The 13,006-nt window shown below is 72.9% G+C and carries 14 protein-coding genes; 8 read left to right on the top strand and 6 right to left on the bottom strand.

Annotation, left to right across the window (positions count from 1 at the left end; genetic code table 11):
• Positions 1-17 precede the first annotated feature (17 nt).
• Both IG54_RS0120955 and IG54_RS0120960 read left to right on the top strand, forming a co-directional pair.
• Entirely contained in the window at positions 18-608 is a 591-nt protein-coding gene (locus IG54_RS0120955; protein WP_030786437.1) for a TetR/AcrR family transcriptional regulator, read from the top strand.
• Between the two features lie 121 nt (positions 609-729).
• Positions 730-2,970, top strand: a complete 2,241-nt coding sequence (locus IG54_RS0120960) for an MMPL family transporter (RefSeq protein WP_030786440.1) — start codon at positions 730-732, stop codon at positions 2,968-2,970.
• Between the two features lie 14 nt (positions 2,971-2,984).
• Here the strand turns inward: IG54_RS0120960 and IG54_RS0120965 are convergent, their stop codons facing one another.
• Positions 2,985-3,329 (bottom strand): SsgA family sporulation/cell division regulator, encoded by a 345-nt coding sequence (locus IG54_RS0120965; RefSeq protein WP_030786443.1) that lies wholly within the window; start codon positions 3,327-3,329, stop codon positions 2,985-2,987.
• A 205-nt stretch (positions 3,330-3,534) separates the two neighbouring features.
• Here IG54_RS0120965 and IG54_RS0120970 point away from each other — a divergent pair, with 205 nt between their 5' ends.
• The 4 genes from IG54_RS0120970 to IG54_RS0120985 are packed head-to-tail and all read left to right on the top strand — an operon-like array spanning position 3,535 to position 7,433.
• A complete protein-coding gene (locus IG54_RS0120970) occupies positions 3,535-4,674 on the top strand; it encodes an energy-coupling factor ABC transporter permease (RefSeq protein WP_030786446.1) in 1,140 nt (379 codons plus the stop codon).
• A gap of 1 nt (position 4,675) precedes the next feature.
• A complete protein-coding gene (cbiQ, locus tag IG54_RS0120975) occupies positions 4,676-5,437 on the top strand; it encodes a cobalt ECF transporter T component CbiQ (RefSeq protein WP_030786448.1) in 762 nt (253 codons plus the stop codon).
• 11 nt (positions 5,438-5,448) lie between these two features.
• Positions 5,449-6,228 (top strand): energy-coupling factor ABC transporter ATP-binding protein, encoded by a 780-nt coding sequence (locus IG54_RS0120980; RefSeq protein ID WP_037897500.1) that lies wholly within the window; start codon positions 5,449-5,451, stop codon positions 6,226-6,228.
• The gene (locus IG54_RS0120985) at positions 6,228-7,433 is read left to right on the top strand and encodes a serine hydrolase domain-containing protein (protein ID WP_234336279.1); all 1,206 of its coding nucleotides are present in this window, start codon (positions 6,228-6,230) and stop codon (positions 7,431-7,433) included. Before IG54_RS0120980 ends, IG54_RS0120985 begins: the two co-directional genes overlap by 1 nt.
• Before the next feature lie 9 nt (positions 7,434-7,442).
• Here IG54_RS0120985 and IG54_RS0120990 read toward each other — a convergent pair whose 3' ends face one another.
• A complete protein-coding gene (locus tag IG54_RS0120990) occupies positions 7,443-7,703 on the bottom strand; it encodes a hypothetical protein (RefSeq protein WP_030786454.1) in 261 nt (86 codons plus the stop codon).
• Positions 7,704-7,708: 5 nt separating this feature from the next.
• On the bottom strand, positions 7,709-8,221 hold the full coding sequence (locus IG54_RS0120995; protein ID WP_030786456.1) for a hypothetical protein: 513 nt from the start codon (positions 8,219-8,221) through the stop codon (positions 7,709-7,711).
• A 79-nt stretch (positions 8,222-8,300) separates the two neighbouring features.
• On the opposite strand from IG54_RS0120995, the gene IG54_RS0121000 reads away from it, so the two are divergent.
• Together IG54_RS0121000 and IG54_RS0121005 are read left to right on the top strand one after the other, a co-directional pair.
• A complete protein-coding gene (locus IG54_RS0121000) occupies positions 8,301-8,642 on the top strand; it encodes a PadR family transcriptional regulator (protein WP_030786458.1) in 342 nt (113 codons plus the stop codon).
• Complete coding sequence (locus tag IG54_RS0121005; RefSeq protein WP_030786461.1) at positions 8,639-9,313, top strand: permease prefix domain 1-containing protein; 675 nt, start codon at positions 8,639-8,641, stop codon at positions 9,311-9,313. Before IG54_RS0121000 ends, IG54_RS0121005 begins: the two co-directional genes overlap by 4 nt.
• A gap of 12 nt (positions 9,314-9,325) precedes the next feature.
• On the opposite strand, the gene IG54_RS0121010 is transcribed toward IG54_RS0121005, so the two are convergent.
• The 3 genes from IG54_RS0121010 to IG54_RS0121020 form a co-directional block, all read right to left on the bottom strand.
• Positions 9,326-10,177: a DMT family transporter gene (locus tag IG54_RS0121010; protein ID WP_030786464.1), complete on the bottom strand. Its 852-nt coding sequence runs from the start codon at positions 10,175-10,177 to the stop codon at positions 9,326-9,328.
• Positions 10,174-10,707, bottom strand: a complete 534-nt coding sequence (locus tag IG54_RS0121015) for a YbaK/EbsC family protein (protein ID WP_106977054.1) — start codon at positions 10,705-10,707, stop codon at positions 10,174-10,176. The genes IG54_RS0121010 and IG54_RS0121015 overlap by 4 nt, the downstream gene beginning before the upstream one ends.
• A gap of 319 nt (positions 10,708-11,026) precedes the next feature.
• On the bottom strand, positions 11,027-12,766 hold the full coding sequence (locus tag IG54_RS0121020) for a penicillin-binding transpeptidase domain-containing protein (protein ID WP_030786471.1): 1,740 nt from the start codon (positions 12,764-12,766) through the stop codon (positions 11,027-11,029).
• Positions 12,767-13,006: the final 240 nt, after the last annotated feature.

Raw genomic sequence — 13,006 nt, forward strand, 5'->3', positions numbered from 1 at the left:
AACAGGAGGCGGCGATCATGGCTGACACGGCGGCGACGCGGCGCAGCAGGATCACCCCGGAGCGCGAGGCCGAGCTGTACGAGGCCGTGCTCGACCTGCTCCGCGACGTCGGCTACGACGCCCTCACCATGGACGCCGTGGCCGCCCGCACCCGCTCCAGCAAGGCCACCCTCTACCGCCAGTGGGGGAGCAAGCCGGAGCTGATCGCCAAGGCGCTGCGGCACAACAAGCCGGTGTCCCTCGCGGACATCGACACGGGCTCGCTGCGCGGCGACCTGAACGAGATGGTGGCCCGCTCGGACGACTGCCAGATGGAGAAGGACGCCGCGCTGATGCGGGGCCTCTTCCGTGCCGTCCACGACAACCCCGAACTCCACCAGGCGCTGCGGAACCTGCTCATCGAGCCGGAGCTGACGGGCCTGAACGACCTGCTGCGCAGAGCGGTGGAGCGCGGCGAGGTCGCCGCGGACAATCCGGCGTTGGAGTACGTCGTCCATATGATGACCGGCGCTTTCGTCGCCCGGGACCTCATCGAGGACCGGCCGGTCGACCGCGCCTTCCTCGCCTCGTACGTCGACGCCGTGGTCCTCCCCGCGCTCGGCGTCTGACCCGCCCCGCCCCTCCCGTCCCCTCCCACCCCGTACCTGACGCGAACCGCTCACGTCGTCGGGCTGATCCCCCCTGCCCGCAGTCATCTCCGCACCACGACCTGACCGGGAGTACGCCCCCGTGGCCACATTCCTTTACAAACTCGGCAAACTAGCCTTCCGGCGGCGGCACTTCGTCGCCCTCGTCTGGGTGGCGCTCCTCACCCTCGCCGGGGTCGGCGCGGCGTCGGCGCCCACCGCCGCCTCCAGTTCCTTCTCCATACCCGGCACGGAGGCCCAGAAGGCCTTCGACCTCCTGGAGAAGCGCGCCCCCGAGGCCCGTGCCGACGGCGCGAGCGCCCGTGTCGTCTTCAAGGCCCCCGACGGCGAGAAGGTGACGGACCCGGCCAACAAGGCCGCGATCCTCAAGACCGTCGGGGCCCTGAGGTCCGGCTCGGACCAAGTCGCCCGCGCCGACGACCCGTTCCGCGCCAAGACCGTCAGCAAGGACGGCTCCACGGCGTACGCCTCGGTCTCGTACAAGGTCACCTCCATGGAGCTGGCCGACGACGACCGGGACGCGCTGGAGAAGACCACCGACAAGGCGCGCGAGTCCGGGCTGACGGTCGAGGTCGGCGGTGACGCCCTCCAGGCCATGCCGGAGACCGGCTCCTCCGAGATCATCGGCATCGCGATCGCCGCGGTCGTCCTCGTCATCACCTTCGGCTCACTGATCGCGGCCGGGCTTCCGCTGCTCACCGCGCTCATCGGCGTGGGCATCGGCGTCTCGTCCATCACCGCGCTCGCCGACGCGCTGGACCTCGGCACCACCACCTCGACGCTCGCCATGATGATCGGCCTCGCGGTCGGCATCGACTACGCCCTCTTCATCGTCTCGCGCTTCCGCGGCGAACTCGCCGAGGGCCGCGACCGCGAGGAGGCGGCCGGGCGTGCCGTCGGCACCGCGGGTTCCGCGGTCGTCTTCGCGGGGCTCACCGTCGTCATCGCGCTGGTCGGCCTCGCCGTGGTGAACATCCCGATGCTCACCAAGATGGGCTTCGCCGCGGCCGGCACGGTCGTCATCGCCGTCCTCATCGCGCTGACCCTCATCCCGGCGCTGCTCGGGTACGCGGGCAAGCGGGTGCTGCCCATGGGCGAGAAGGGCAGGCTGTTCGGCGGCGGCAAGAAGGACACGGCTGCGGACAGGGCCGCCGGTGAGGACGCCAAGCCGAACATGGGCACCCGCTGGGCCCGCTTCGTCGTGCGCCGCCCGATCGCGGTGCTGCTCGTCGGCATCGTGGGGCTCGGCGCCGCCGCCATCCCCGTCTCGCAGTTGGAGCTGGGCCTGCCCGACGACGGCGCGCAGCCGACGTCCACGACCCAGCGCAAGGCGTACGACCTGGTCTCCGACGGATTCGGGCCCGGCTTCAACGGCCCGCTGATGGTCGTCGGCGACCTCAAGGGCGCCGACGACCCGAAGGCCGCCGCCGGTCAGATCCGCAAGACGGTCGCCGGACTCGACGACGTGCTGGCCGCTGCCCCGCCGATGTTCAACAAGGCGGGTGACACCGCCATCATCAGCGTCGTGCCGTCCTCCAAGCCCAGCGGCATCGAGACCGAGGACCTGGTCCACTCGATCCGCGACACCGGCGCGAAGATCACCGACTCCACCGGCGCCGAGATCATGGTCACCGGCACCACGGCCATGAACATCGACGTCTCGCAGAAGCTCAACGACGCCCTGCTGCCCTATCTGGCCCTGGTCGTCGGCCTCGCCTTCCTGCTCCTGATCGTCGTCTTCCGCTCGATCCTGGTCCCGCTCAAGGCGGCCCTCGGCTTCCTGCTCTCGGTCCTCGCGGCCCTCGGCGCGGTCGTCGCGGTCTTCCAGTGGGGCTGGCTCGGCTCGCTCTTCGGCGTGGAGCAGACCGGCCCGATCATGTCCATGATGCCGATCTTCATGGTGGGTGTGGTCTTCGGCCTCGCGATGGATTACGAGGTCTTCCTGGTGACGCGCATGCGGGAGGCGTACGTCCATGGGGAGCGGCCGGGGCAGGCGATCGTGACCGGCTTCCGGCACGGGGCGCGGGTGGTCTCGGCGGCGGCCGTCATCATGATCGCGGTGTTCGCGGGCTTCATCGGGTCCAGCGAGCAGATGGTCAAGATGATCGGCTTCGGCCTCGCGATCGCGGTCTTCTTCGACGCGTTCGTGGTCCGCATGGCGCTGGTGCCCGCGGTCCTCGCGCTGCTCGGCGCCAAGGCGTGGTGGCTGCCCACGTGGCTGGACCGCGTGCTGCCCGACGTCGATGTCGAGGGCGAGGGGCTGCGCACGGCCGCGGACCGGGACGCCGACCCGGACGGGGACAGGGCGTTGACGCGCGTCTGACCTCGCGCCGGGTCTCAGCGGGAGACGGGCGTGGCGGCCGCGTACGTACGGCGCAGGAAGCGGATCAGCGCCGAGGCGTCGAACTGGACGACCGTCACCCCGTCCCGCGTATGGAACTCCACGATCGTCTGGACCCGGCCGCACGGCCAGATGTGCACGTCACCGGCGGTGACGGGGGCGCGCAGGCCCTGTTCGAGCAGATGGCGGCCGAAGATCCATTCGCGGCGGCCGGGGAGGCCGATCCGCACGGTGTGCGGGTCGGCCTCCGCGTCGTAGCGCAGGACGACGGGGACGGCGTGGTGGCCTTCGGAGGAGTCCGTGACGAGGTGGGCGCGTGCGTACTGCTCGACTGCGGACATCGCTGAACTCCTCATCAGTACGGGCACTTCCTCACTAATGTCCCATATGTCCGGCCACTCGCCCCGAGGCGGTGTCGGAGGATCCGCCAAGCGGGCGTAGCCGTATCGGGACCGCGGTGCTCTTGCAAACCGTTCGCAACAAGCCCGATCATTGAACGGTCCACGAGCGGTCCGCCCTCTTAGAGCCCCTGCCCAGGAGCCGCCCATGCATGTCCCCGACGGATTCATCAATGCCCCCGTGTCCGCCGCGGCCGGGGTCCTTGCCGCGGGCGCGGTGGCGGTCTGCCTCAGAGGCGCCCGGCGTGAGCTGGACGAACGGACGGCTCCGCTCGGCGGGCTTGTCGCCGCCTTCATATTTGCGGTGCAAATGCTGAACTTCCCCGTCGCGGCCGGGACGAGCGGGCATCTCCTCGGCGGGGCCCTCGCCGCGATACTCGTCGGCCCCTTCACCGGGGTCCTCTGCGTCTCCGTCGTCCTGCTCATGCAGGGCGTCCTCTTCGCGGACGGCGGGCTGACCGCGCTCGGCGTCAACATCCTCGACATGGCGGTCGTCACCACCGTCGTCGGCTACCTGGTCTTCCGTGGCCTGGTGAAGGTGCTGCCGCGCGGGCGCCGCACGGTCACCGTCGCCTCCTTCGTGGCGGCGCTGCTGTCCGTGCCCGCCGCCGCGGTCGCCTTCACCTTCCTCTACGCCGTGGGCGGCACGACCGACGTCTCCCTCGACAAGGTCGCCACCGCCATGGTCGGCGTCCACCTCCTCATCGGCGTCGGCGAGGCCGCGATCACCGCGCTCACCGTGGGCGCGGTCATCGCGGTGCGGCCCGACCTCGTCCACGGGGCCCGGGGGCTGACGCGGCCGCTGAAGCTGCGGGTCGGCGGGGAGTTGGTGGACGCCCCGGCCGCCGCCGAACCGGCCGGCGCTCCGGCCCGCTCCCGCCGGAAGGTGTGGCTGGCGGGCCTCGCCACCTCCCTGGTCCTCGCGGGCGTCGTCAGCTTCTACGCCTCCTCGAACCCCGACGGCCTGGAGAAGGTCGCCCAGGACAAGGGCATCGACAAGGAGGCCGAGGACCACGCCACGGAGGACTCGCCGCTGGCGGACTACGGGGTCAAGAACATCACCGACACGCGCGTCTCGGGCGGCCTGGCGGGCGCGATCGGCGTGGGCGTGACGGTCGTCGCCGGTTCGGCGGTGTTGTGGGCGGTGCGGAGGCGTCGTACGGGGGAGGCGGGGCCTGCGTCTACTGGGGTGGACGGGGCGACTGGGGCGACTGAGGCCTCCGGGGCGCCCGGGGCGTCCGGGGTTGGCGACGCCCCCAGGGCGTCCTCCGCGCCCGAGAAGGCCTGACATGGGCGCGGGCCACGCCCACCGCCTCTACCGGCACGCGCATTCGCCGGTGCACGCGCTGCCCGCGCACACCAAACTCGTCGCCGTCCTCTGCTTCGTGGTCCTCGTCGTCTCCACTCCCCGGGAGGCGATGTGGGCCTTCGGCGGGTACGCCGCGCTGCTCGCGGCGGTTGCCCGTGCCGCTCGCGTTCCCGCCGGGTTTCTCCTCAAGCGGCTGCTGATCGAGGTGCCGTTCGTCGCCTTCGCCGTGCTGATGCCGTTCGTCGAGCAGGGCGAGCGCGTCGACGTACTCGGTGTGTCCCTGAGCGTCAACGGCCTCTGGGGAGCCTGGAACGTCCTGGCCAAGGGCACGCTCGGCGTCGCCGCCTCCGTGCTGCTCGCCTCCACGACCGAGCTGCGGGACCTGCTTCTCGGCCTTCAGCGGCTGAGGCTGCCCCCGCTGCTCGTGCAGATCGCCTCCTTCATGATCCGGTACGGCGACGTCATCACGGACGAGATGCGCCGGATGCGGATCGCCCGGGAGTCCCGCGGCTTCGAGGCGCGGGGCGTGCGGCAGTGGGGCGTCCTCGCCAAGTCGGCGGGCGCCCTCTTCATCCGCTCGTACGATAGGGGCGAGCGGGTGCACCTCGCGATGGTCAGCCGGGGGTACGCCGGTTCGATGCCGGTCATCGACGAGGTGACCGCGTCGCGTGCGCAGTGGACGTACGCGCTGGCCCTCCCGTCCGCCGCCCTCGTCGTATGCCTGTTGGGATGGACCCTGTGACCGCGACTGGGATGGACCCTGTGACCGCACCACCCTCGCTGGAAGTGGCCGGACTGGCCTTCGCCTACCCCGACGGGCACCAGGCCCTCTTCGGCGTCGACTTCCGCGTCGCGCGCGGCGAACGCGTCGCGCTGCTCGGGCCGAACGGCGCGGGCAAGACGACGCTCGTCCTGCATCTGAACGGCATCCTGACCGCCGGCGCGGGCACGGTGACCGTCGCCGGGCTGCCCGTCGACAAGAAGCACATGGCCGAGATCAGACGGAAGGTCGGCATCGTCTTCCAGGACCCCGACGACCAACTGTTCATGCCGACGGTCCGCGAGGACGTGGCGTTCGGGCCGGCGGCCGCGGGGCTGCGGGGCCCTCAGCTGGAGGCCCGTGTGCTGAACGCCCTCTCCCAGGTCGGCATGGCGGAGTTCGCCGACCGCCCGCCGCACCACCTCTCCTTCGGCCAGCGCCGCCGGGTCGCGGTCGCCACGGTCCTCGCCATGGAACCGGAGATCCTCGTCCTCGACGAGCCCTCGTCCAACCTCGACCCGGCCTCGCGCCGCGAACTCGCCGACATCCTGCGGTCGTTGGACGTCACGGTCCTGATGGTCACGCACGATCTGCCGTACGCCATGGAGCTGTGCCCCCGCGCCCTGATCCTCAGCGGGGGGACGATCGTGGCGGACGGCCCCACGGGCGATCTCCTCGGCGATGAGGAGCTGATGAGCGAGCACCGCCTGGAGCTGCCCTTCGGCTTCGATCCGAAGGCGACAAAGGCGAGAAGTCGGGGAATCAGCGGCTGATGGCGGCTGTTGGTCTCGGCATGGACGACTTCATGGGTGGGGTGCAGGGCTGGGCCGCCGACGGGTTCGAGGAGGTCCGGGAGGCCTTCGTACGCAACTTCGCCGAGCGCGGGGAGCGCGGGGCCGCCGTCACGGTCTACCGGCACGGGCGCAAGGTCGTGGACCTGTGGGGCGGCACGAAGGACGTCGACGGGGACCTCGCGGCCGGCGACGCCCCGTGGGGGCCCGGCACCGCGCAGGTCGTCCGCTCGGCGACCAAGGGCGTGGCCGCCGCCGCCCTGCTCCTGCTCCACCAGCGCGGCGAGCTGGACCTGGACGCGCCGGTCGGCGCCTACTGGCCGGAGTTCAAGGCGCGCGGCAAGGACGGCGTCCTGGTGCGGCACATCCTCGCCCACCGCGCGGGCGTCCCCGCCCTGGACCGCCCGCTGACGCCCGCCGAGGCGCTCGACCCCGACCTCGCGGCGGCGGTGGTCGCGGCGCAGGCCCCCTTCTGGGAGCCGGGCGCCGACCACGGCTACCACGCGCAGACCTACAGCTGGCTCACCGGCGAGCTGGTGCGGCGCGTGACGGGCAAGGCCGTCGGGGAGTGGATCGACGCCGAGATCGCCCGGCCGCTCGGCCTCGGACTGTGGGTGGGGCTGCCGGAAGCGGAGGCGGCGCGGGCCGGCCGGATGGGCCGCGTCCAAGCGCCGGCCGGACCGGGCGGCCTGCGCGTGAGGCCCAAGCGGAACGTCGCCGAGGCCTACGCGGATCCGGCCTCGCTGACCAGCCGCGCCTTCGGGGCGATCGACCCCCTGCCGGACGAGAACGACCCGGCGTACCGGGCGGCGGCCCTGCCCGCCTCCAACGGCGTCGCCACGGCCGACGGCCTGGCCCGCTTCTACGCCGCGCTGATCGGCGAAGTGGACGGCGGCCGACGGCTGTTCACTCCGGAGACGGTGGAGCTGGCCCGCGCGGAGGCGTCCGCGGGACCCGACCGCGTCCTGGTCGTCCCCACCCGCTTCGGCCTCGGCTACATGCTGCACAGCGGCGCGTCCCCGCTCCTCGCCCCCGGCTCCTTCGGCCACCCCGGCCGGGGCGGCGCACTCGGCTTCGCCGACCCGGAGTCGGGGACCGCGTTCGGCTATGTGACGAACGGAATGAACAAGAGCGTCACGGCGGACCCGCGCGCACAGGCGTTGGTGCGGGCGTTGCGGGAGGCGTAAGTCAGGCGCTCACTGGCCCGCGGAGGCCCGGCCCCCGATCCGCCGCAGGGCGAGCAGGCCCCCGACGCCCGGCACCAGCGCGCGCCACCGGGCGCCCGGCGCGGCGGTCGGCGGGATCATCCACGTGGCCGCGATGACGACGAGGTACGCCGTGCCGTGCAGCGGGCCGAGCAGTGTGGAGAGCGCGGGTGCGTGGACGGTGAGGAGGTTGCCCAGCAGGAGGGTGAGCGAGGCGGCCTCGGCGGTGGCCGCGAGGCGCAGGGTGCGCATGGGGCTCACGCTCCCGTGGTGGAGCCGGGGCGGACGATCATCAGGACGACGACGACCGCCCAGAGCAGGTTGAAGATCCCGGTGAGCATCGCCAGCCGGGCGGCGGCGGGCCGCGCCACCACCTCGGCACCCTCGCGCTGCGCATCCCTGCCCGCCACCACCTCGGCACCCTCGCGCTGCGCGTCCCCGCCCTCCGCCAGAGCCAGCAGCTTCCGCTGCCCCGGAAGGATCACCAGCCCCAGAAGCGCCGCCGCGATCCCGGTCAGGACGAGCGAGACGATCAGCCACGCGTCGCCGAGGACACCCAGCTGGGCCCCGGTGGCGATCCCGAACACCGGTACGGCGATCCCCGCGAGCGCGTAACCGCGGCAGACCCGGTGCAGCAGCGCGGCGACCCCCGGCCCCTCGCCGCCGATCGCCCGCAGCGCCCGCCGCGGGAACATCGACGCGGCCACGGTGATCGACCCGACGGCGAGGATCGCCACGAGGACGTGGATGGACAGGAGCAGCTTGGTCACGGGTTCCTCCAGGGCGAGCGTATGTATTGGCTGCCAATACATACACTGCCTACTCCCCTCTTGTGTAGGCTGCCTACTCATGAAGGCGGATGCGGTGCGAGGGCACCTCGACGGGCTGCTGCTGGCCGTGCTGGAACAGGGCCCGCTGCACGGTTACGCGATCATCGCCGCGGTGCAGCGCCGCAGCGGCGGCGTACTGGAACTGCGTACGGGCACGATCTACCCCGCGCTGAACCGCCTGGAGCGGCTCGGCCTGCTGAGCAGCAGCTGGCAGTCGGAGGGCGAAAGGCGGCGCAGGTGTTACGAGTTGACGGACGCGGGCCGGGCGACGCTGGCCGGGGAGCGGGCGGCGTGGAGCGAGTTCACCGCGGCGATCGGCTCGGTCCTGAACCCCGGCACGCGGCCCGGACTCGCCACGTGAACGCCACAGGGCGCCTCGTCGAGGAGTACGCGGCCGACCTGTCCGCCGCTCTGCACGGCCCCGCCAAGGCCAAGGCCCGGCTGGTCGACGAGATACGCGACGGACTCGTCGACACGGCCGCGGCGCATGCCGAGACGGGGCTCCCCGAGGAGGAGGCCGCCCGGCGGGCGGTGCGGGAGTTCGGGTCCGTCGGCGAACTCGCCCCCAGCTGCCAGCGGGAGCTGACCGTCGCCCAGGCCCGGCACACCGCGCGGGCGGTGACGCTCACCGCCCCGTTCCTGATCGGCTGCTGGTACCTGGCGAGGACCGCGGGCCACGACCTGACCGCGTACCTGCCCCGCACGGCCCAACTGCTCGCCGTCCACCTGGCGTCCGTCGCGACCGTCGCCGCGCTGCTGGCCGCGGCGACCCTGGCCGCCACCGGCAGCCTCGCCCGCCGCTTTCCCACGCCACGCCGGCTCCCGCTGGTGGTCGCCTGGGCCGGCACCACCGCGAGCGGGGCCATGGCGGCCGCGACCCTCGCGCTCGCCCTGGCGGCGGCCCTCGCCGCCGACTGGCCGCTGCTCGCCTTCGCCGGCGCCCTCGCGGCAGCCGCCCACGCGACAGTGGCCACCTCGGCCCGGGCCTGTCGCCGGTGCGCCCGGCTGCCCGTCGCGCTCGTACCGGAGTGAGGCCGCGGGCACCTACCCCGCGTGCAGCATCAACCCGATCCCCACCACCATCAGCCCCGCCGCCACCAGCCGCGGTGTGCCGAACCGTTCCTTGAAGAAGAGCGCGCCGATCGCCGCGCCGACGATGATCGAGGACTCCCGGAGCGCGGAGATCGGGGCCAGGTGCGCCCGCGTCTGGGCCCACAGGACCAGGCCGTACGCCGCAACGGACAGGGCCGCGCCCAGCAGGCCCACCGCCGCGAACGGGCGGAGTTTCGAGGGCAGGTCGCCGCGCCAGCGGTACGCCGCGTAGAGCGGGACCGCGACGCCCTCCAGGATCATCAGCCACGCGATGTAGCCCAAGGAGGAGCCGGAGGCGCGGACACCGAGGCCGTCCACCACCGTGTACGCCGCGATGGAGACGCCCGTCGCCAGAGCCGCGCCGAGCGCCGGCCAGTCCGGGCGGCGCCCCGAGCCCCGTATGCCCCACAGGGCGAGGCCCGTCAGGCCCGCGCAGGACACCGCGATGCCCGCCGCCTGCCAGGCGTCCGGGACCTCGCCCGCGAAGAGCGCCGCGAGCACGGTGACCACCAGCGGGGCCGTGCCGCGCGCGATCGGGTACGCCTGGCCGAAGTCGCCGAGCCTGAACGACCGCATCAGCAGGGCGTAGTAGCCGGCGTGGATGAGCGCGGAGACGATCAGATACGGCCAGGCCCCCGCCGCCGGGACCGCGGCGAAGGGGGCCAGGAGCAGGCCGATCAGCGTGCCGCCGCCGGATATCAGCGTGAAGCCGACCAGCTTGTCGGTGATGTGGTGGGCGATCGCGTTCCAGCTGGCGTGCGTGACGGCGGCGAGCAGCACCGCCGCCGCGACCAGCGGAGTCACTTCGCGGTCTCGCGCACGTCCACCAGAGCGGCGCCCGCGTGGGCGATCAGTGCCTTGGGGGCCATCGGGAAGACGGCGTGGGGGGTGCCCGCCGCCGCCCACACCACGTCGTGGCCGAGGAGGGAGCGGTCGGCGAGGACCCGGGTCCTGGTGGCGTGTCCGAAGGGCGGCACGCCGCCGATCGCGAAACCGGTGGTCTCCCGGACGACGTCCGCCTTGGCGCGGGTGACCTTCTCCGCGCCCAACTCCCGGCGTACGAGGTCGACGTCGACCCGCGACGCGCCGTCCATCAGGACCAGGACCGGCACCCCGTCCGCCGCGAAGATGAGGGACTTGCAGATCTGGCTCAGCTCGCAGCCGATCGCGGCCGCCGCCTCCTGCGCGGTCCGCGTCTGCTCCGGGAAGCGGCGGGCCCGGCCGATCACCTCGGTCAGGCCCAACTCGCGCAGGGCGGCGGCGAAACGGGGATGGGCGGCGGACTCGGTGGAGGCGGCGGATCCGGTCGGCTCGGCGTACTCTGTGGCGCTCATGCCCGGCACGCTAGCGGTCGGTGTACGGGACATGCGACCGCGTATCCGCATGCCGGACACGGGGGGCCGCCTCGCGTCGGCCCCGGGGCGTGTCCGCGGGGGCCGCCTCGCGTCGGCCCTGGGGCGTGTCCGCGAAGTCCCGTCGTTCGCCGCCCCGCAGGGCGGGCGCCGCGGCGTCCGGTGCGTGCGTGCGCTCGGCATGGCGGACGGATGCCCTCGTACTGGCCGTACTCGGGCTTTCGGCCGACGCGGCGCGAGTGCGTGCCGGGCGTCGCGACGCAGGCAAGGTGGCAAGGGACTCTGCGCACACGCCCTACGCTCAGTCCCCGGCCAGCAGCATCGCCCGCACCAGCGGGCCCGCCGAATCCCCGCCGTGGCCGCCCTGCTGCACGACCGCCGCCGACGCCAGGTCGCCCCGGTACGCGGTGAACCAGCCGTTCGGCTTCTTCTGACCGTCGACCTCCGCCGAGCCCGTCTTCGCGCCCGTGTCGGAGCCGAGGCCCCGCATCGGCTTCACCGCGGTGCCGGACACCGCCGTGTAGTGCATGAGGTCCCGCAGCGCCGACGCCGTCGCCCCCGACATCCTGCGCGGCGCTGTCGCCAGCTCGCGGTCGTCCACGTCGGGCGAGACCAGGTACGGCTGCCTGAACGTGCCCGACTTCACCGTCGCCGCCACCGACGCCATGTTCAGCGGGTTCATCCGCACCCCGCCCTGCCCGATCAACGAGGCGGCCATCTGGGCGTGGCTCTGCACGGGGACCGCGCCGTCGAAGGTCGGCACACCGATCGACCAGTTGTCGCGGCCGAGCCCGAAGACGTCCTGCGCCTGCCTGGTCAGCGAGTCGTTCTCCAGCTTCTTGGCCTGGCTGATGAAGGCCGTGTTGCAGGAGCGCGCGAAGCTCGCCCGGAACGTGCCGTTCTTGATCTGGAACTTGTCGTCGTTCTGGAACTTCCAGCCGCCGTACGTCTCGTACTTCGGGCACGGGTGCTTCTTGTCCACCCCGGCGAGCTTCTTCTCCAGCAGCATCGACGCGCTGACGACCTTCATCGTGGAGCCGGGCGCGAGGGAACCCTGGAAGGCCGTGTTGAAGCCGGTCGGGTTGGAGTTGGCGGCGGCCAGGATCTCGCCGGTGCTCGGCTTGACGACGACCACGGACGCGAGCTTGCGCCGTGCCGTCTCCCGTTCCGCCGCCGACTGCAACGAACCGCTGAACGTGGTCCTGAGCGTCCCCGGGGTGCCGGGCGACAGGGCCAGCAGTGTCTTGTCGGGCCTCGACCTCGCGTCGTCCTTCTTCGCCGAGGCGGCCCCGCCCCGCGCGGACTTCGCGGCGTCGTCCCCGCCGTCCGCCCGGACCACCCGCAGCTCTACGCCCGCCGTGCCGCCGGCCTTCTTGCCGAACTTCTCGCGCAGCCCGTCGAGGACCGTGCCCAGCGACGGGTACTTGGCCGCCGTCAGCTCCCCGCCGTCCCGGTCCACCGCCTTGATCGGCGGATCGCCCGCCTCGCCGGTGACCAGGCGGTCGCCCGCCCGCAGCTCCGGATGCAGGACCGAGGGGCGCCAGCCGACCAGCGTCCTGCCGTCGCTCTTCCTGCGCACCACCGTCAGCTCGGACTCGTAGGCGAAAGGCTTGCTCCGCTTCTTGTACGACACCGTGGCGGCCGCCTTGAACGGCACCTCGGCGCTCGCCCGCCCGGCCGGTTTGCCGGGGGTCAGCCGGACCTTCGTGAGGTGGCCCTCCTCGCGGTAGGAGGTCAGCGCCTTCTCTGCCGCCGTACGGTCGTCCGTCAGCGCGGCGGCCCTGGCCACGTCGCCCTCGGCCCACGCCGCGAGGAACGCCCGCGCGGTGTGGCGCACTTCGGCGGACGTCGGAGGCCCCGAGGGCACCGGCTTCGCGTCACCGCCGGACCCGCCGGGCCCCGAGCCGCCGGAGAGCGCGAACGCGGTGGCCCCGACCCCGCACACGACGACGACCGCCGCCCCGCCGAGCACACCCGGATGCACCCGGGTGTTCCTGAATCCGACGCCCTTGCGCTCGGCGGCGCGCCTTCGCTTGCCCACAAACCCTCCGCAGCTCCCCGGAGCCCCCATGCTCCTCACCGGTTCCTCACCGGAAGGCCACCTTAGAGGCGTACGGAGAAGCCCTCGACCACTTTGCCGCCCGGCCGGACGCCCGCCCGGCGGACCCCCTACCCTTGCGGCCCCTAGGGCCTGTCCGGCGGATCATGCCGCGGCCGCGGGGTCTGGCACTTCCCCAAGCTCTCGGCTTCGCTCGAGCAGGGGAGACCCCATCACTGCGGC

Origin of the sequence: Streptomyces sp. NRRL S-920, assembly GCF_000717945.1 — a bacterium.
Lineage (GTDB): Bacteria > Actinomycetota > Actinomycetes > Streptomycetales > Streptomycetaceae > Streptomyces > Streptomyces alboniger.

What these genes read in the sequence shown, in the direction of transcription:
- IG54_RS0120955 (WP_030786437.1), top strand. Translation starts at nt 18, where the DNA reads ATGGCTGACACGGCGGCGACGCGGCGCAGCAGGATCACCCCGGAGCGC.
- IG54_RS0120965 (WP_030786443.1), bottom strand. Translation starts at nt 3,329, where the DNA reads ATGTCCGCAGTCGAGCAGTACGCACGCGCCCACCTCGTCACGGACTCC.
- IG54_RS0120970 (WP_030786446.1), top strand. Translation starts at nt 3,535, where the DNA reads ATGCATGTCCCCGACGGATTCATCAATGCCCCCGTGTCCGCCGCGGCC.
- cbiQ (WP_030786448.1), top strand. Translation starts at nt 4,676, where the DNA reads ATGGGCGCGGGCCACGCCCACCGCCTCTACCGGCACGCGCATTCGCCG.
- IG54_RS0120980 (WP_037897500.1), top strand. Translation starts at nt 5,449, where the DNA reads ATGGACCCTGTGACCGCACCACCCTCGCTGGAAGTGGCCGGACTGGCC.
- IG54_RS0120985 (WP_234336279.1), top strand. Translation starts at nt 6,228, where the DNA reads ATGGCGGCTGTTGGTCTCGGCATGGACGACTTCATGGGTGGGGTGCAG.
- IG54_RS0120990 (WP_030786454.1), bottom strand. Translation starts at nt 7,703, where the DNA reads ATGCGCACCCTGCGCCTCGCGGCCACCGCCGAGGCCGCCTCGCTCACC.
- IG54_RS0121000 (WP_030786458.1), top strand. Translation starts at nt 8,301, where the DNA reads ATGAAGGCGGATGCGGTGCGAGGGCACCTCGACGGGCTGCTGCTGGCC.
- IG54_RS0121015 (WP_106977054.1), bottom strand. Translation starts at nt 10,707, where the DNA reads ATGAGCGCCACAGAGTACGCCGAGCCGACCGGATCCGCCGCCTCCACC.